14 protein-coding genes are annotated in these 18,686 nt (G+C 55.7%); 6 read left to right on the forward strand and 8 right to left on the reverse strand.

From position 1 onward, the window contains the following. Positions 1-11: 11 nt before the first annotated feature. The 4 genes from AY555_RS07155 to AY555_RS07170 form a co-directional block, all read right to left on the reverse strand. Positions 12-2,354 (reverse strand): 3-hydroxyacyl-CoA dehydrogenase/enoyl-CoA hydratase family protein, encoded by a 2,343-nt coding sequence (locus tag AY555_RS07155; protein ID WP_066135154.1) that lies wholly within the window; start codon positions 2,352-2,354, stop codon positions 12-14. 21 nt (positions 2,355-2,375) lie between these two features. Continuing rightward, positions 2,376-3,518: a thiolase family protein gene (locus tag AY555_RS07160; protein WP_066136758.1), complete on the reverse strand. Its 1,143-nt coding sequence runs from the start codon at positions 3,516-3,518 to the stop codon at positions 2,376-2,378. Between the two features lie 125 nt (positions 3,519-3,643). Continuing rightward, positions 3,644-5,380, reverse strand: coding sequence for a long-chain-fatty-acid--CoA ligase (locus tag AY555_RS07165; protein ID WP_082811909.1), 1,737 nt, complete (start codon positions 5,378-5,380; stop codon positions 3,644-3,646). Positions 5,381-5,513: 133 nt separating this feature from the next. Next, complete coding sequence (locus tag AY555_RS07170; RefSeq protein WP_066135156.1) at positions 5,514-6,821, reverse strand: OmpP1/FadL family transporter; 1,308 nt, start codon at positions 6,819-6,821, stop codon at positions 5,514-5,516. A 209-nt stretch (positions 6,822-7,030) separates the two neighbouring features. Between AY555_RS07170 and AY555_RS07175 the strand changes: the two genes are divergently transcribed. From AY555_RS07175 to AY555_RS07185, 3 genes are all read left to right on the forward strand, one after another. After that, complete coding sequence (locus AY555_RS07175; protein ID WP_156483326.1) at positions 7,031-7,495, forward strand: iron-sulfur cluster assembly scaffold protein; 465 nt, start codon at positions 7,031-7,033, stop codon at positions 7,493-7,495. A gap of 86 nt (positions 7,496-7,581) precedes the next feature. Continuing rightward, on the forward strand, positions 7,582-8,055 hold the full coding sequence (locus AY555_RS07180; protein ID WP_066135160.1) for a PAS domain-containing protein: 474 nt from the start codon (positions 7,582-7,584) through the stop codon (positions 8,053-8,055). Positions 8,056-8,162: 107 nt separating this feature from the next. Continuing rightward, positions 8,163-10,139, forward strand: a complete 1,977-nt coding sequence (locus AY555_RS07185) for a DNA translocase FtsK (protein ID WP_407646304.1) — start codon at positions 8,163-8,165, stop codon at positions 10,137-10,139. Positions 10,140-10,154: 15 nt separating this feature from the next. On the opposite strand, the gene AY555_RS07190 is transcribed toward AY555_RS07185, so the two are convergent. From AY555_RS07190 to AY555_RS07205, 4 genes are all read right to left on the reverse strand, one after another. Next, entirely contained in the window at positions 10,155-10,943 is a 789-nt protein-coding gene (locus tag AY555_RS07190) for an alpha/beta fold hydrolase (protein WP_066135164.1), read from the reverse strand. Positions 10,944-10,963: 20 nt separating this feature from the next. Further along, complete coding sequence (gene yaaA / locus AY555_RS07195) at positions 10,964-11,734, reverse strand: peroxide stress protein YaaA (protein ID WP_066135166.1); 771 nt, start codon at positions 11,732-11,734, stop codon at positions 10,964-10,966. Positions 11,735-11,813: 79 nt separating this feature from the next. Continuing rightward, complete coding sequence (locus AY555_RS07200) at positions 11,814-13,007, reverse strand: acetate/propionate family kinase (protein WP_066135169.1); 1,194 nt, start codon at positions 13,005-13,007, stop codon at positions 11,814-11,816. Between the two features lie 3 nt (positions 13,008-13,010). After that, entirely contained in the window at positions 13,011-14,432 is a 1,422-nt protein-coding gene (locus AY555_RS07205) for a bifunctional enoyl-CoA hydratase/phosphate acetyltransferase (protein ID WP_066135171.1), read from the reverse strand. A 176-nt stretch (positions 14,433-14,608) separates the two neighbouring features. Here AY555_RS07205 and AY555_RS07210 point away from each other — a divergent pair, with 176 nt between their 5' ends. The 3 genes from AY555_RS07210 (at position 14,609) to AY555_RS07220 (ending at position 18,523) form a co-directional block, all read left to right on the forward strand. Beyond that, positions 14,609-16,708, forward strand: coding sequence for a sensor histidine kinase (locus AY555_RS07210; RefSeq protein WP_167798423.1), 2,100 nt, complete (start codon positions 14,609-14,611; stop codon positions 16,706-16,708). 209 nt (positions 16,709-16,917) lie between these two features. After that, a complete protein-coding gene (locus AY555_RS07215) occupies positions 16,918-17,763 on the forward strand; it encodes a DUF692 domain-containing protein (protein WP_156483327.1) in 846 nt (281 codons plus the stop codon). After that, entirely contained in the window at positions 17,747-18,523 is a 777-nt protein-coding gene (locus AY555_RS07220) for an HvfC/BufC N-terminal domain-containing protein (RefSeq protein ID WP_066135177.1), read from the forward strand. Before AY555_RS07215 ends, AY555_RS07220 begins: the two co-directional genes overlap by 17 nt. The last annotated feature ends 163 nt before the right edge of the window (positions 18,524-18,686 follow it).

Consider the following 18,686-nt stretch of genomic DNA (forward strand, 5'->3'; position numbering starts at 1 on the left):
CCTTCAGCTTGTCAGTTGCGCAGGGGCTTGCCGGTCAGCAGCATGTGCTCGACCCGGTCCAGTGTGCCTTTCTGGCGTACCAGCCGCATGAAAGAGGACCGTTCCAGCGCAAGAATATTGTCTTCTGTCAGGGTTTCGGTGTGATCCGTTTCTCCGCCGGACAGGATGTTTGCCAGTTCCAGGGAGACCACTTCGTCGTACGGTGTTGCCTTGCCCATGCGGCGGAACTGGCCCAGCGCCATTTCCATGGCAACCTTCCCGGTTTCACCCGGCAGTTTGAGTTCGATGGGCTCTGCCGGTTTATAACCCTGAACCATGGCCAAGGCTTTTGCCTTGGCATCGGCCAGCAGGCGGTAACGGTTCATGGTAATGCCGTCACTATCCCTCAAGAAGCCACGTTCCTTGGCCTCCATGGCAGACTTGGCCACGGTTGCGGTGGAAATGGTCTCAAAGGCTTTTGCTACCGGCGGCATTGGTCCCTTGGGCAGGGCTGGATGGATACTCAAACGGTGCAGCATTTCCTTGCAGCCACCCCAGCCAGGAATCAGGCCAACCCCGACTTCAACCAGGCCCATATAGGTTTCTGCATGGGCTTGTACGGCATCACAATGCAGAAGGATTTCACACCCACCTCCCAGTGCCATGCCCGACGGCGCTCCGACAACCGGGAACGGGGCACGTTTTAGGGCCATATAGGCTTTCTGACCGTTTTCCACCATCTCTTCAATCATGGGCCAGGCTGCGATATTGGCTGCAAAAATAGCCAGACCAAGATTGGCACCAACCGAGAAATTGGAGCCTTCGTTGTACACCAGAAGAGCCTTGAAGCCGTTTTTGGGAATGAAGCGAACCGTCTGGCTGATCATTTTCAGGATTTCAGGATCCAGGGAATTCATTTTGGAGGTGAATTCCAGACAGGCAACGCCGTCACCGATATCCCACAGCGAGGCCGAGCCATTCTTCAGCAGTGGCTTTGCCGTACGCTTGATATCCTCCAGAAGAACGACACCATCCGGACGTGCCAGCTCTTTCCATGACCCGTCTGGAGACAGGGCCATCCGCCGTCCGTTCTCAATCTGGTAAAAGCTCTTGCCCGATGCTGTCTCCAGAAAGGCGGGAACCGGCATGCCTTCCTGTTTGAGGATGGCGATCAGCGCATCGGGGCCTATCTGGTCAGCGAGCTGGAACGGGCCGAATTTCCAGTTATAGCCAAGGCGCATGGCTTCATCGATGTCATCAACCGATGCGGTAACGTCTGGTATCAGAGATGCGGCATAGGACAATGTGCGCGCCATAACCCGCCGTGCGTATCGTCCCCCTTTGTCCGGGTGGGACAGAAGAACCTGACCGGCCTTCTTTCCGGCTTCTTTTGCAGCATCAAGCGAGGCCAGCTGCGGCTTGGCCGAAACCCGGTACTGTCCAGTTTTCAGGTCGATGCCTTCCTTGATCTTTTCCGTACCAGTCCGGTTGATCCGGTAAAAGCCCCCTTTGCCTTTTCGGCCAGTATAGCCATCGGCAATCATGGTTCGGATCAGCGCAAGGTCGCGGTTGATAACATGGAAGGCATCGGTTTTGGGCAGCAGGGACAGCATGGACTGAAGGATGTGCGGCATCAGGTCCAAGCCGACCAGATCCATCAACCCGAAAACCCCGGTTTTGGGAATGCCGAATGGGCGTCCGAGAATGGCATCGGCTTCTTCGATACTGATATCGTTGTCCATCGCTTCGACAACGGCAGCCAGTATCCAGAGAATGCCAAGGCGGTTGCCGATAAAGCCCGGTCGATCCTGGCAGTGAACAACGGATTTGCCCAGCTTCAGATCGCAGAACGTGGATACGGCATCAATCGCCTCCGCCCTTGTTTGTGGGCCGCGCACGACTTCCAGCAGCCGCATGTACCGTGGCGGATTGAAAAAGTGCGTGATGCAGAAATCACGGGCAAAGGCATCAGAAAGGCCTTTGGTCAGGCTTTCCAGCGGAATGGTTGACGTGTTGGAAGAGACAATGCAGCCCTTCTTGCGTACGCTATCCAGTTTCCGGTACAGGTCCTGCTTGATATCCAGCCGTTCGACAACGGCTTCGATAATCCAGTCACAGTCGGCCAGCCGCGGCAGGTCATCTTCCAGATTGCCGGTCTGGATGTTTCTGGCGCATCCTTTGGTCATGAAGGGTGCCGGGTCTGCCTTCAACATTTTCTGGACAGCGGTTTCGGCGATGACGTTCCGGTTTTCCGCATCGGCTGGAACGATGTCCAGCAACACAACGGGAATACCGGCATTGGCAATATGAGCCGCAATGCCGGCCCCCATGACGCCGGCTCCGATGACCGCTACCTTGTTGATCGGGGTTGCCATCTGGTGTTTCTCCCCGTGGTGTCAGGATATGGCTTCAAGGATGGTGGCAATGCCCTGGCCGCCGCCGATGCACTGTGTCGCCAGGGCGTATTTGCCGCCTTCGCGTTTCAAGACGCTGGCAGCCTTTCCGACAATACGGGCACCGGTTGCCCCCAAGGGGTGCCCCAAGGCAATGGCCCCGCCATCAAGGTTAATCGATTTCGGGCTTAGTCCCAAATCGCGGATACAGGCGAGGGACTGGCTGGCAAAAGCCTCGTTCAATTCTACAACGTCGATATCCTTGACGGCCAGTCCCGCACGGGACAAGGCTTTGCGGGTTGCCTCCACCGGGCCGATCCCCATGATTTCCGGTGCACACCCGGAGACGGCAATGCTCTTCAGCCGGGCAACCGGGGTCAGGCCATGCTTCATGGCATAGTCCTCGGAACAGACCAGAACCGCTGCGGCCCCGTCGGTCAGGGGGGAGGAGGTGCCCGCTGTCACGGTTCCCTCTGCATTGAACGCCGGCTTCAGGCTGGACAGGGTTTCCAGCGAGGTATCCGCCCGGATGCAGCCATCGCTGTCAACCACGTCACCCTTTGGCCCCGTTATACTGACAATCTCATCCTTGAAAAGCCCAGCCTTGCGTGCCTTTTCCGCTTTTGCATGCGAGGTGACGGCAAACTCTTCCTGTTCCTTGCGTGTTATCTGATATTTCTTGGCAACATTTTCGGCGGTATCCCCCATGCTTGCAAAAACTTGGGGCATTTTGCGGTACAGCTCCGGGTGGGGCATGGGATTGAAGCCCATGATCGGAACACGGGTCATGCTTTCGACCCCGGCACACAGAAAGGCTTCCCCAGCACCCAGCTGTATGGCACCGGCTGCCTGATGGATGGCTTGCATGGATGAACCGCAGAAGCGGTTGACGGTCACAGCGCCGATCCCCTGTGGCAGTTCTGCAAGGAAGCCGATAATCCGTGCGATGTTGAAGCCTTGTTCACCTTCGGGGAAGGCATTGCCGACAATCAGATCTTCTAGGTCTTCCGGCTTGGCGCCGCTGCGCTTTACCAGAGCCTTGACAACCTGTGCTGCCAAATCTTCCGGGCGTACCTTGGTCAGTCCGCCTTTGCCGGCAAGGTGAAAGGGAGACCGGGCATATCCGGCGATGACAACATGTCTGATACCCATATTTCTGTTTCCTCCACGGAGCATGTCTGCTTCTTGGGCTGATACCAGCCTGAAGCCAAGATGTAGGAATGCCTGTCTATGTGGTGTACAATTGAGGCCCTGCGAGAAGCTTGAAGCCGTTACAGGGGTGGTTGTTCCTGATCGGCTTTGGCCGCTTCTTCGGCAACCAGCTCTTTCTTGGACAGCTTGCCAACGGGGGTCTTGGGCAGTTCATCCCGGATTTCTATACTTTTTGGCATTTCTATCTTCGACACCTTGTCACTCAGAAAATCTTTCAATTGTTCCGGCGTAATGTTGCTTGCCTTGTCGCGCAGCCGTACGAAGCATTTCGGGGCTTGCCCACGATAGGGATCGTTAACGGCAATGCAAACGGCCTCGGCAACATCCGGATGCAGATACAGGGCTTCTTCGATGACACGTGGGTATATGTTATACCCGCCGGCCAGAATCACATCCTTGATCCGGTCCACCAGATAGACGTACCCATCTTGGTCGATGGTCCCGACATCACCGGTATGGAGGCGCCCATCCCGAATGGATCGGGCGGTTTCATCAGGGCGGTTGTAATACCCTTTCATGACCTGGGGCCCGATGACACATACCTCGCCTTTTTCCCCTCGTGGCATTAGGGTGTCATTGCCATCCAAGGAGCGGATTTCGATCCGCGTGCCGGGCATGGGGATACCTATGGACCCCGGCTTGTTGATCCCGACCATCGGATTGCAGGTGGCGATAGGAGAGCTTTCGGACAGGCCATATCCTTCCACCGCAATGCAGCCGGTCAGTTTCTCGAACTGCAGCTTGACCTCGACCGGTAGCGGCGCCCCGCCGGATATGCAGGCCCGCAGGGACGACAGGTTATAGTGCGATAGATCCGGAGCATTCAGGATGGCGGTGAACAGGGTGGGCACGGCGACCATCAGGGTTGGCTTGCTCTGGTTGATAGTCTTCAAAAATCCCTTCAGCTCGAACCGGGGCAGCAGAACCAGTTCGGCCCCGATCGCGGTTCCCAGATTTTGCAGGGCCGTCATGGCCAGAACGTGAAAGAATGGAATCACGCACAGCATCTTTTCCTGCCCCATGCATACGCCCGGAAACCAGCGTATGGCCTGTTGGCAGTTTACCGACAGGTTGGCATGGGTCAGCATGGCTCCCTTCGGGATTCCGGTAGTGCCACCCGTATACTGCAGGACAGCGACGTCTTCCATCGGGTTGATGGGGATGCGCCGAAAATCCCCGGCATTGTTGGTAAGGTGATCAAACCAGATTGTCTTGTCGTCATGATCAACCGGCGCTACCTCTGCCCGCTTCAAGGCCGCAAACAGGAAACCTTTCAGGGGCGGCAAAATACGGCGCATAGGGCAAACAACAATGCGGTTGAGCGGGGTGTCCTTCTGCTCCAGCACATGGCGTACCTTAGGGTACAGCTGAATCAGGTCCAGCGTTACCATGATCTGTACGCCGGCATCGCGTACCTGATTGGCAATTTCACGTTCCACATAGAGCGGATTGAAATTCACCACCGTGCCGCCGGCTTTCAGGATGGCAAAGTATACGATGGTATAATAAGGGCAATTGGGCAGGAACAGGCCTACATTTGTGCCTTGGCCTACTCCTAGGTCCTGCAGACCGCGGGCCGTGCGGTCAACTAGGATTGCGGCATCCCGGTAGGTCCAGGTTCGTCCCATGAAATGAAGGTAGGGACGATCACCATAGTTTTGCACGGAACGGTCCAGCGCCGCATACAAGGGTTCCGGAGTAAACGGGCTGTCCCAGTCTACATCCGGCGTATGGTGGCGAACATCAGCCGCAGACAGGGAAGACAGGGCGGCTGTTGTCTGGACGTCAGGCGTCATCGCAGAATCCCTTGGCATCGATGAGGAGCGGGGAAGAAGCGACCGGCGTGTGCGCACGGTGCGGTACAATGCCTGTCGCTGAAGAAAGAGGAAGCACCCCCGGCCCATACTGGGACAGGGGTGATCCTTCAGGTCAGAACCGGGCGGTCAGGCCAAGCGTGACAATATTAACCGATGTATCAAATTTGCCCCGCAATACGTCGGGAGCGGCGGGGTTCCCTTCGGTCTTGCTGATGGGTGCCTTGCCGGTCCAGATATGGGTGTAGGCGCCGGTCAGGTTGATGCTGTCGGTGATGGCATAACCTGCCCCTAGCGAGGCCCAGACCCGGTTGGAATCCGGAATGCGCGGAGTGCGGTATCCATCCGGTACCGGGGCTTCATCAAAGGCAACACCAAAGCTCAGATCCAGCTTGTCGGTGGCCTGATAGTTGGTGCCAAGGGCGAAGAACCACGTGTCTTCCCAGTTCTCCGGATTGACCGTGTCTGCACTGCCATTGGCTTTCTTGACGCGGGTTTCGTCAAACAGGGACCAGTTGGTCCATGCGGCTTCACCCATGACCGCCCATGCCGGGGTAATGTTATAGGTAATCCCAAGGCTGAGCATGTCGGGTGTGGTCAGCTTCACGCTTCCCTTGGTGTTGGAAAAATTTGTATTTCCGCCAAGCGCCCCCATGTTGGAAAATCTTACATCACCTTCCAGTGTGTGCTCAATCCGTGACTTGTAGGCTATGCCAAGACGCGTGTTGGAGAAGGGCTGTATGGTTGCCCCCATCGTGTAACCAACAGCCCAGTCATCACCGCTGAGTTCCGTGTATCCTTCACCGGCTCCGCCAAAGGCAGTGTTGTTTATGGCGCGGCTCAATGTGGCATCGGCCTTCTGGATGTTGATGCCACCGCCAACAGACACCCAGTTGCTGATACGATAGGCAACCGTGGGCTGGACGTTGATTGTTTTCAGCTCGCTCTTCAGGGCATGGAAGCGCCCTTGCCACCCGCTCTTGTAGTCTGTTTTCAGGCCATAGGGTGCATTGATCCCCAAGCCGAATTTCAGGTCATTGCTGTGGGAGTACAGTGCGTACAGCGACGGTACCAGTGCCAGCCCCCCGGCATCACCGCCGTCATTGCTTCCCAGTACAGCAGTGCCCGCCAGCGTCGAGCCATTGTTCTTGAACTTGGCGGACGGGATGACAAACGACATATTAGCCTGCGCAGCATGCCCCGACAGACGGGTCAGCCCGGCTGGATTGAAATAGATTGTGGACAGGTCCCGTGCGCTTGAAGTAGCGCCGGCAAATGAACTGCCTTGCCCGGCTGAACCCTGTTCCCGCAGTTGGAAGCCTGATGCCGTTGCATTCCCTGCTGCAAGAGACAGGGCCAGTGCCGGCGCAAGAGACAGGCAAGCACGTGACACACGATAATGTGATTTCAAGGTAACGGACATATAACTTCCCCCCTGGATGCTATACGATCTGTCCGGGCTCCCCCATGATGCATGGCCCCGTAACAGTTTCGCCTCTGGCTCACGGTATCTATGCAGGTAGTTCCGTCAAGTATTTTCGTAATATGCGTGTTTTCTTTGCATGCCGTGCAGGATCATGATGCTTGCGTTTGTACTGGACAAGATGATGTACACAATGGATGTTCGCCGACATGATTGACCCTGAACTTCTCGACCTTTACTCGGCACGCATGAAAGTGCTGGCGGCCTCGATGACCGATGCTGTTGTCGTGAATGCTGCGCATGCGGTTGTGCAGCGCCGCAGCCCGCTGTGTGGCAGTCAGGTGACATTTTCTGTTGTGCTTGATTCGGCCGGGCAGCTTTCTGCCCTTGGCTACGATGTCCAAGCTTGTGCCTTGGCTGCGGCGGCATCGGCGATTGTCGTATCTGCAGCTCCTGGACTTTCTTTATCCGATCTCTCGACTGTTCGTGATCAGGTCAGGGCCATGCTGAAGGGGCAGGATGTTGTCTTTCCCGGTGGGCGCTGGGCTGATCTTGATATCTTGCGTCCGGCAGAGGTTGTGCCGTCTCGCCATGGGTCGGTGATGTTGCCGTTCGATACTCTTGTCGATGCGTTTTCACAGGCCCTGGACGCACACTCTTCCGACAATCCATAATACTGCCTCTTGCAGGCAAGGTGTGCGTACCCTACACATAGGGTCCGGCCTTTGCTTTCAGACCCTTGCCAACGGAATCCCTACCGATGAGTCGTCTTGTCCTTGTTCTCCGTCATCCTTGTCTGAAAGACCTGTACCAGTTCTGGTTACGTTTGTGCGATGATGAGACACTTCCCATGGCTGACAACCTAGACCCGTCTGCCATGCGTCCTTGGCTTGATGATCTAGCTGTTGTTGATGTTGCTCGTAACGAAGATGGGCGGTTGTCCTACAGCTATTGTGGACGTGGTTTGCTGTCTGTCTTCGGGTCTGATCCGACCGGTCGTCCTGTTGATGACGAGGCAACATGTGAGGAGCCGGCTCAGGCACTTTGCGATGATTACGATCAGGTTGTACAGGAGCATATTCCCTTGGCCCGTGTCTGTGGCGGTATGTCCGAAGACAGCAATCATGCTTGGGAGCGACTTGTTCTTCCGCTGTTCAGTGCAGAGGGACAGGTGGAGAAATTGCTGTTGTCTGTTTATCGTCTTTCCCCGCCCGCCGGAGCCGTGGTTTCCTGAAGCCATTTTCCCCTGACCCATATTTCAGAGCTAGCTGCATGACCATAGACCAGTTTCCTGCTGACCAGGCAACAAGCCGGGAAGACATAGTTATTGTGCGGGACGCGATGACGGCCGCAGAGTTCAATCTTTGGTGTGCGCTTCAGTCCCGACCCTATCGCTTGGTACAGAATGTATGGCCCGATGGTGCGCTGGAGTGGGATGTCGAGTACAGGCCAGGGCGATCCGAGGCTGCCATTGTCTATGGGACGGGTCAGGAAGAGGAAGCCTTGGCTGTGATTGCCGCCTTTGCCTTTCTGGCTGGCGTAGAGTGTCATAACCCTGTCGCTGATGTAGAGGATATCGCTTCTGTCGATAGTCTGGAGACAGCTGAGCCTGCTTTGCCGTCTGCGGATTGTGAGGCTGTCGACGCTGGTGTGTGTGACATAGCGGATCCGGAAACGGAAGGTGATGCAGAGGAATACAGCATCCCGGATGATCCTGTTTCTGTTGCGTGTGCGCATGAAGTTGACAGCGATGATGGTTATCATGCCCCTGCCTTTGACGTCCTGCAGTCTCCTCCCGTGCGCGATGGGGAGGAAGCTGACGAAACTGTTCTGGCCGAACATGCGCGGACCTTGGAGACCGTTCTGAAGAATTTCAAGGTTCGCGGCGAGATCATGGAGGTCAAGGCCGGACCCGTGGTGACACTGTATGAGTTTGAGCCTGTGCCGGGGACCAAGTCCTCGACGGTGATTAATCTGTCTGATGACATCGCTCGTTCGATGAGTGCGGTAACAGCTCGTGTTGCGGTTGTTCCTGGGCGTTCAGCTATCGGGATTGAGCTGCCCAACGAGGAACGGGAGACCGTCTGGCTTCGCGAGATGCTTGAATCCCCAGCTTTCGGGACACATGGTGGGCGGTTGCCGTTGGCCCTGGGCAAGGACATTGGTGGGGATCCGGTGGTCGTTGATCTGGCCCGGATGCCCCATCTCCTGATTGCCGGGACGACGGGATCTGGTAAATCCGTTGGCATCAACACCATGATTCTGTCGCTGCTGTACCGTTTGTCGCCGGAACGGTGCCGCCTGATCATGGTGGATCCCAAGATGCTGGAACTGTCTGTCTACGACGGTATACCGCATCTCTTGACTCCGGTTGTTACCGATCCAAGGAAAGCCGTTGTGGCCTTGAAGTGGGCAGTGCGGGAGATGGAGACGCGCTATCGCAACATGGCTGCCGTCGGGGTGCGGAATATCGAAGGTTACAACGAAAGGGTTCGTGATCTGGCCGCACGGGGGGAGCAGGTCACCCGCAAGGTTCAGGTTGGTTTTGATCGTGAGACCGGTGAACCGGAATTTGAGGATCAGATTGTTGATCTCTCACAATTGCCCTACATTGTGATTGTGGTTGACGAAATGGCAGACTTGATGCTGGTTGCTGGCAAGGAGATCGAGGCCACGATCCAGCGCCTTGCCCAGATGGCCCGTGCTGCAGGCATTCACCTGATCATGGCCACCCAGCGCCCCAGCGTCGATGTGATCACCGGCACCATCAAGGCCAATTTCCCGACTCGTATCTCGTTCCAAGTCACCAGCAAAATTGATAGCCGTACCATCTTGGGCGAGCAGGGTGCTGAACAGCTCCTCGGCCAGGGTGATATGCTGTACATGGCAGCAGGCGGACGGATCACCCGTGTGCATGGGCCTTTTGTATCAGATGCCGAGGTGGAGCGTGTCGTGCGCCACATCAAGGACTTCTGTGGTGAGCCTGATTACCTGCACGCCATTACCGAGGAGGGAGATGATCCGGATGGAGATTCCTCTGACGGGGCAGGGTCTGTCTTCGACAATACGGCCTTGGGTGAGGGGGGCTATGACGATCCCTATGACCAGGCGGTTGCGCTAGTAATGCGCGAGCAGAAAGTATCGGTCAGCTTTATCCAGCGCCACCTGCAAATCGGCTATAACCGTGCTGCCCGCATTGTCGAGAAAATGGAAACAGAAGGAATTGTCAGCGCTGCCAACCATGTCGGGAAGCGTGACATCCTTGTTTCGGCCAGCCGTTATCTGGCTGGCCGTGATGATGGCCCCGGCACGCTGTAGCAGAGTGCTGGGGCCTTATCCCTGTTGCAGGAATTCCAGCACGTGGCCAATGAATGTTCCCGGGGCTTCAGCATGTGGCCAGTGCCCGCACCCGTCCATACGGACTAGGGCATGATATGGGAACAGGGCCTGAATGCGTGCCTCGCCTCTTGAGGTCACATAGCCTGATTGTCCACCGACAAGAAACAGGGCAGGGCTTCTGTACGGTGTTGTTTCAACGGTTGCGGGGAATGCGCGGATGGCGTCCATGCTGTCATCTAGGGTTCGCAGATTGATCTGCCACTTCAGGTGTCCCCTGCTTTCATCTGTGACCAGGTTTTGGGTCAGGAACTTGCGCAGGGATTCCTCCGGGATGGCGTGGGCCAGTTGGGCCTCGACCTCGGCGCGGCGCGTGACGCCAACAAGGTTTACTGCTTCCATGGCCTGAATATAGGTGCGATGTTCGGCGCTGCCGTAATCGACGGGTGCAATATCGACGACTAGAAGGCGCTCGATACGCTCTGGATGATGAAGGGCCATGGTCATGGCGATCTTCCCCCCCATGGAGTGGCCGAGCACAATGGCTTTGTGCAGCCCCTGCCTGTCCATCCAGTCCATGACGGTGTTTGCCATGGATATGTAGTCAACCGGGCCATCGGTCCATGGGCTGTTTCCGTGATTGGGCAGATCAAGGCAGAAGACGTGGTATCCGTGACCGGACAGGGTCCGGGCAATGGATCCCCAGTTGCGGCCGGATCCGAATAAGCCGTGCAGGACGATCAGCGGCGTTCCATCGTGACCATGGTCTGTGTGGGCAAGTAACATGACAAAAGCTCCGGGGTCTTTCAGGGTTGGGGGCGGGAAAAGACCCACGTCGTGGTGTCCGAGCGATCCGGAACAAAGCGGTAGCCACCATCATTGAAACGCTTCAAGTCGTCGGCCTGTTCCAAGCGATTGATAATCATATAACGGGCCATCATGCCTCGGGCCCGCTTGGCCATCAGTCCGATGACACGGCTTTTGCCGTTCTTTTCCTCGAGAAAGGTTGGCGTGATGACACGGGATTTTAGCTCGGTCCCGGCGGCCTTGAAATATTCTGCTGAAGCCAGATTGATGAGAATCGGCTGTGGGTGTGCTTGTACATCCCGGTCCAAGTGTGGCCCGATGCGACCTTTCCAGAAAGCATACAAATCCGGCCCCCGTTCGTTATCTAGACGGGTTCCCATTTCCAGGCGATAGGGTTCAATGGCATCCAGCGGTCGAAGGACCCCATAAAGGCCGGACAGGATACGCAGCCTGTCTTGGGCCCATTCCAGATCGGCCTGGTTCATGGTGCTGGCTTGCAGGCCAATGTATGTGTCGCCGGCAAAGGCAAGAACAGCGTGTTTGGCCTGCTCTATGCTCTCTGTTTGGCCCATATGCTGGAAGCGGGCGTAGTTCAGGTCTGCCAGCCGATCGGAAAGCTTCATAAGCCGACGCAAGTCATCCGGGGTCAGGCGTTGTGCCCGTTTGGCCAGTATGGCTGTATCTTCGGCCAGAACAGGCCGTGTCTGGGGCAAATAGAGGGGAGGGGTTGAGAAGTCCAGGTTTTTGGCCGGAGAAAGAACGGCAAGCATAAGCACCAGCATCTGTGGATTGGAAAAGCAAAGCGTATATTTGACCGTGAAAGATGACGAGGGCAAGCCCCGGTCATGATCACGGTGCGTGTTCTATCAAGCGGGCCGTATGGCGAGCGATCATCAGCTCTTCGTCGGTAGGAATGGCCCAGACAGCAATGGGGCTGTCATCGGTGCTGATGCGCAGGGCATGGGTTGTATTCGCCGCGGGGTCCAGCTTGATTCCCATCCATGACACCAAGGCGCAGATCCTCTTGCGGATTTCGGCAGAGCGCTCGCCAATGCCGGCTGTGAAAACTAGGACATCAAGCCCGCCAATGGTTACCGCAAGGGCCCCGATTTCCTTGGCAGCCCTGTATACGAACAAATCAATGGCTTCCTGTGCTGCCGGAGAATCACTGTCCAAGAGTATTCTCATGTCATTTGACAGGCCACCGGAAACGCCGAGCAGCCCGGATTCCCGGTACAGCAGTTTCTCCAGTGCCGGTACATCCAGTTTCTCTTGCTGCAAAAGGTGCAGGATGATCCCCGGGTCTAGGGAGCCGGGGCGCGTGCCCATCATCAGCCCATCCACGGCTGTAAAGCCCATGGAGGAATCAATGGCAACCCCGTCTTTCATGGCGCACATGCTGGCACCACTGCCTAGGTGCGCGGCAATAACCCGTCCCTTGGCTCGTGTCGGGTCCAATTCAGTAAGGCGGCCTGCAATGTATTCGTAAGAAAGCCCGTGAAAGCCGTAGCGCTTGATCCCGGCATCCAGATAGCGTCGGGGTAGGCCAACCAATGATGCTTCCGGACGTTTATGACGATGGAAGGCGGTATCAAAACAGGCAATCTGCGGAAGCTCGGGATAAAGCTTTGCCAGAGTTTCGATGGGGGCAAGGTTGTGGGGTTGATGCAGCGGGGCCAAGGGAACAAACACCCGCAACTGCTCCAGAATAGCGGGTGTTACCCGTACAGGGGCATCATGGAGCATACCACCGTGTACAACCCTGTGTCCGGCAGCCCGCAGATGCAGCTTATTTCCCTCTGTTGCGTGAATCCAGTTGATCAGGTGTTGCAGAATGTCTTGGTGTGTTCCGGAAGGCCACGGCTCGTCGGCAACTGGTTCACCAGAACGGTTCCGGGCAACAAGGCGGCGTGTAATACCGGTTCCTATTCCTTCAACCTGTCCGTGGAGTTTTGGTGCAAGGGAACGGCCAGCCAACGCAAAGACCGTGAACTTGACCGAAGATGAACCCGCGTTGAGAACCAGGATACCTTCTTCAGTCATGATCTAGCCAACCCCCGTCACGAGTTTTTGTTTTCCTGTGCGGCGGGCTTGGGCATAGCGTGCCGCGACCACACAGGATGCCAGACGTGCCTTGGCGCTATCGGCCCTGCTGGTCAGGATAATGGGGACCCTTGCCCCCAGAACAACGCCGGCTGCTTCAGCCTCAGCCAGATAGCACAGCTGTTTGGCCAGCATGTTGCCGGCCTCCAGATCCGGGACCAGAAGGATATCGGCATTGCCTGCAACCGGGCTGCTAATGTTCTTGATGCGGGCGGCCTCGCTGGAAATAGCGTTGTCAAATGCCAAGGGTCCATCCAGGATTCCGCCACGAATTTGACCACGGTCTGCCATTTTGCACAGTGCAGCGGCTTCGATGGTTGACGTGATTTTCGGGTATACCGTTTCGACAGCCGACAAAATGGCGACCAAAGGCTGCTCCACTCCCATGACGCGCACAAGATCGATGGCATTCTGGCAGATATCGGCCTTGTCTTGCAGCGATGGATAGATATTGATAGCAGCATCCGTAATAAACAGGGGCTTGGGATAGGCTGGCGTATCAATAATATAAACGTGACTGATCCGTCGTCCGGTGCGCAGGCCCGTATCACCTTTGGCCACTTCGTGCATCAGTTCATCTGTATGAAGGCTTCCCTTCATCAGCGCTTCGCATTCGCCTGTTCGACACAGGCCGACAGCTGTAGATGCGGATGCGTGGGAGTGTTCTGTATCGATGATCCGGCAGCCATCAATATTGATGCCAAATTCCCGTGCAATAGAACGGATCCGTTTTGATGGCCCAACCAGAACAGGGGTAATCACGCCGTGCCTTGCCGCATCCATGGCCCCGGTCAAGGATACCTCGTCACAGGGATGACATACAGCAACCTTGACGGGTTCGGTTGCTTGCGTGGTTTCTAGGAGCCGGCTGAACACATGGCTGCGCCGCCGTACCGTTATTTCAGGAAGTGGGTCTGCTGAAACAGTCACTTTCTCAATCGGCGCTTCTACCGTTGCGTAACCCTCCACAACCATTTCATGGCGTTGGTTTACACCCTGGCAATGAAAGACGATGACATGCTCATCTTCCCTCTTTTCCGTTGCCGTCAGCGTCAAGGTCAGAGTGTCACCCAATTCCACTGCCCTGAGGAAGCGCAGTGTTTGCTCCCGGTACACAGTCCCGGGGCCGGGAAGTTCATTGCCAAGAAGAGACGAGAACAGGGAACCTGCCCACATGCTATGTCCGCTGACCTTACCGTTCTTCAGAAGCTTTGCAGCCCATGCATCATCAAGATGTGTGGGGTTATGATCAGAAGACATAATTGCGAATACTTCAGCATCTTCCCGGGTCAGGGTACGGGTCAGCGATGCTGTATCACCAACACAAATTTCGCTGAACGTACGGTTTTGCAGCGTGATGCGCATGAAATATTTCCAGTTTTCCCGACGATTCCTGATCGTCTACAATGAAGCTGGCAACAGGCAACGTGCAAGCGCGAAATGGTTACAGACTGTCACGAATCCAAGTACCAGAACTTGAGAAGACAAGCTGTGATGGGCACAATACCTGCCTTGGCACCGTGTTCTGGATTATACTCTGCATGATGGATCTTGATGATGCGATCGACTTTCTGCCCGAGCCAGCCGGTACCGGTGTGGCTGCGGACGGATTGATACCGCTTCCGGCAGCAACAGATCCTGCCATGCAGGATGCATGGAAGGTCTTGGTTGTTGATGATGACGTCGAGGTTCATCATATCACACGTATTATTTTCAGCGATTTCAGTTTCCGCAGTCGTCCTGTCCGGATGCTGTCGGCGTACTCAGCTCGTCAGGCTGTTTCTCTCCTCGAGCAGAACCGCGACATTGCTCTGATGCTTCTTGATGTTGTCATGGAAACCGAGAATTCGGGCCTAGAACTTGTCTCGCATGTTCGTGACGTCATGAAGCTGGATGCCATGCGTATTGTGCTGCGGACCGGACAGCCCGGACAGGCCCCAGAGCGGGATGTCGTGATGCGTTACGACATCAATGACTACAAGTCGAAGACAGAGCTGACGGCCCAGAAATTATTGACCCTGACCATTTCGGCATTGCGTGCCTATGAGGCTATCGAGGCACTGGAAAACAGTCGTCGTGTTCTGGCTGACAGCAATGTGGCGTTGGAGCAGATGGTGGAGGAGAGAACGCGGGCCTTGTCGGCAAGCGAGGCTCATTACCGTGCGGTTCTTGATGCCGTTCCGGAAGGTGTTCTGGTCACTGACGACCAAGGCGCCATTCTTTCAGCGAGCCCTGTTGCCGCAGCCATTTTTCGTTCGTCGTCCTTGGTTCACAACGGTCTTTCGTTGAAGGATCTGGTTGCTCCTCCGCATAGTACGGATGTTCTGCGTACCTTCGCCGAGTGCCGTGCCGGTCGCGTTATGCCGCAGCAATGGACGGAAGCCCGCGAGGTAACCGGGCAGCGTCCGGATGGATCTGTCTTCCCGATGGATCTGTCCATCAGCCGTATGGAGCATCAGGGCATTCTGGAATTCGTTGCAACCGTGCGTGACGTGACCCAGCGCCACCAGTATCAGGAAACCCTGCGCCAGGCCCGTCTGGATGCCGAGCAGGCCGCGCGGGCAAAATCGGATTTTCTGGCTGTCATGAGCCATGAAATTCGGACACCCCTGAACGGCATTCTTGGTATGGCCCAGATCTTGCGCGATGATCTGGATGATGAGCACCTGAAGGAACTGTCCGACCTGATTTTACGATCCGGTGAATCCCTGCTGAAAGTTCTGAATGACATTCTGGATTTCTCCAAGCTGGAGTCGGGACACTTTGATCTGGAAACAGTGCGTTTTGTGCCCCGTGACATGATCCGCGATGTGATGGCGTTGATGGCTGGCGCTGCTGCTGAGAGGGATATCAGCCTGTCATGGGATGCCGAGGGTCCTGTTGATCTTCCGGTCTTTGGTGATCCATCCCGGCTGCGGCAGGTGTTGCTCAACCTTTTGTCCAATGCCCTGAAGTTTACAGAAAAGGGATATGTGTGCCTGCATGCGGAAGCCGCTGTTGTTCCTGCAGAGGAAGAGCATGCTGATGATGATTATGGATCCATGTTGCTGGATCTCCGTGTTGTTGACAGCGGTATCGGGATTCCGGGTGAACAGCTCGATCGTTTGTTTGAGCACTTCTCGCAAGCAGATAGTTCCATTTCACGGCGTTTTGGGGGGACGGGGCTGGGGCTGGCCATTTGCCGAAAGATAGTTGGTGCGATGAATGGCCGTATTACCGTGCACAGCCAAGAAGGGCAGGGGTCATCCTTTACGGTTCGGGTCATGCTGCCGTGTGCTCCGACAGAGGATAGTAACCCTGATCGCGTAGAGGGGGCAGATGGTCGCTCCCATACCTTGGACTATACGATCCTTGATCACCTTGATCGTGCTCTTGGTTCCGAACAGGTGGACGTGTTACTGGATATTTTCCTAGATGATGTCCGGGCCCTGTGTGGTGGTGCAAGCACTAGGGATGGTACGTTATCTGTTACCGATCTTCAGCTGACAGCCCGTCGTATGGGGTGTCAGAAACTGGCAGAGCTTCTGGTTGCGGGTGGCCCGGACGGGGCTGTTCTGAAGCAGGCTCTTGATGAAACGCTGGGTGCGTTGGCCCTGCGTGGCAAGCAGCGGTCCGATCTTTCTCCGCTCACACATATGTGATCAGTGTGACCCCCTGATTTTGCTAGACTATCGCGTCCACATGCTTGCGGGCCCAGTTTCAGCGAGGGTATTTTATTATGAAAAGTACAGCTGTAACCACAACCGATCTCAGGTTTCTTGGTGTTTACTTGGAACCTGAACAGTAGCGGTCGGCGAGGTTCTGTCCTGTGGGCGTGCGGATCCTGGGTACAGGCATTGCTCCTTGTTCTATGGCCGGAATTGGGTTCAGGCCACAGCATTGCACGGACCTTGTTAAGCTGCGTTCGTGTGAGAGGTCTATTCCAGGCTGGCTGGAAATTCATCCCGAGAATTATTTGGTGGAAGGTGGAGGTTTGCTGGCCGGACTGTGCCAGATCGCGGAGCAGTGGCCCCTCTCATTTCATTCTGTAGGGTTATCACCTGGGTCATCCTGTGGGGATGACCCAGCATTCCTTTCGCGCATGTTGGCACTCCATAATCGCTTCAATCCGTGCCTTTTTTCTGTCCATCTGGCGTGGAGCCACCATGATGCTGCTTATTTTCACGATCAGCTTCCTGTACCGCTGACGTATGAGACCTTGGAAGTTGTGGTGCGGAACATCAATACACTCCAACAGGCGTTGGGGCGGTCTGTTCTTGTTGAAAATCCGTCCCGTTATCTGTGGTTTCGCCACTCGGTTATCCCGGAACCTGAATTTCTTGCGGCCTTGGCACACCGGACGGGCTGCCGGTTGCTGCTTGATCTCAATAATGTTGTTGTCAGCTGTCACAATATGGGGCTGGACTACCAGCTGTGTATGCGATCGTTTCCACTCGACTTGGTAGACGAGATCCATGTTGCCGGTCATCATCACACCATTCTGGACGATGGGCGGATCTTGAAGATTGATGATCACGGTAGTCGTGTGTCATCTGCTGTCTGGGATCTTTTGCGACAGGTTGTTGCGATACGGGGTGCGCTTCCGGTCTTGGTGGAGTGGGACAACAACATTCCCCACCTGTCCACATTACTTGATGAAGCTACTATAGCACGGGATATCCTGCTTCAGGAGGATGCCCGTGCCTGTCTTTCCTGATCGCGTGGCCCCGTCTTGGGCGGATCTGCAATCGTATTTTGCGAAAGTGTTGCTTGGGCAGGACGACTTCCGGCATCATCTTGATGAATGGCTGGAAGGACCGGGGCTGTCTGTTCATTGCAGCAGGATTCTATCTGGTCAGGTCGATACCATGGCGGCTGTTTTTCCTGCTGTACGACGCGTGGTTGGCGCAGATTGCTTCCACGATTTGGTTAGGGCTTTTCTCAGTGCCTATCCTGTTCATGTTCCGTGCCTGTCTGATGCCGGAGAAGGGTTCCCTGCATTCCTAGGTGGGCAGGACAACTTGGCCAGAATCCCTTGGCTAGTCGATGTTGCGGCCCTTGAATGGGAGTGTCACCGTCTCAGCCAGTATGCAGAAAGCCCGTATCTTGACATTGCAAGCCTTTCTGGCCCCATTGATAATCTTGTCTTTGTTCCACGTGCAGCTTCGTGCCTGTTCTCGTCCTTGTGGCCGATCAGTGCCATCCGGTTGGCCAGCCTGCTACAGGATATGTCCACTCTTTCTCTTGGCGATGGGCCCGAGTTTCTGTTGCTGGTGCGGCCAGGCAGCCAAGTTCTGGTGGAAAATGTTGGCCAGCCCGGTTCTGTGTTTCTGCAGCGGTGTTTTTCTGGTGAATGTTTCGGGCAGGCTGCATCGGGTGTCTTGGCGTCATACCCAGATTTTGACTTACAGGCTTTTTTGATCAGGGCGCTGGGCGGGCAATGGTTCGCTGGAGTTCGGTGTCAGGGATCCGGATGATGTCTCTTAAGAGTTGATTGATCCAATTTGTTGATAGTTTTTTCTGATGTATCATTTCTTGGTGGTATGCGGACCAACTCTTTTCCAGCAAAAGAATTCTCTTTCGTCTTTGGCGTGTATTTTTGGTACCGTTGGATGACACTGCGGGCGTATCTGTGTCCGC

It is taken from the genome of Haematospirillum jordaniae (genome assembly GCF_001611975.1).
GTDB lineage: Bacteria > Pseudomonadota > Alphaproteobacteria > Rhodospirillales > Rhodospirillaceae > Haematospirillum > Haematospirillum jordaniae.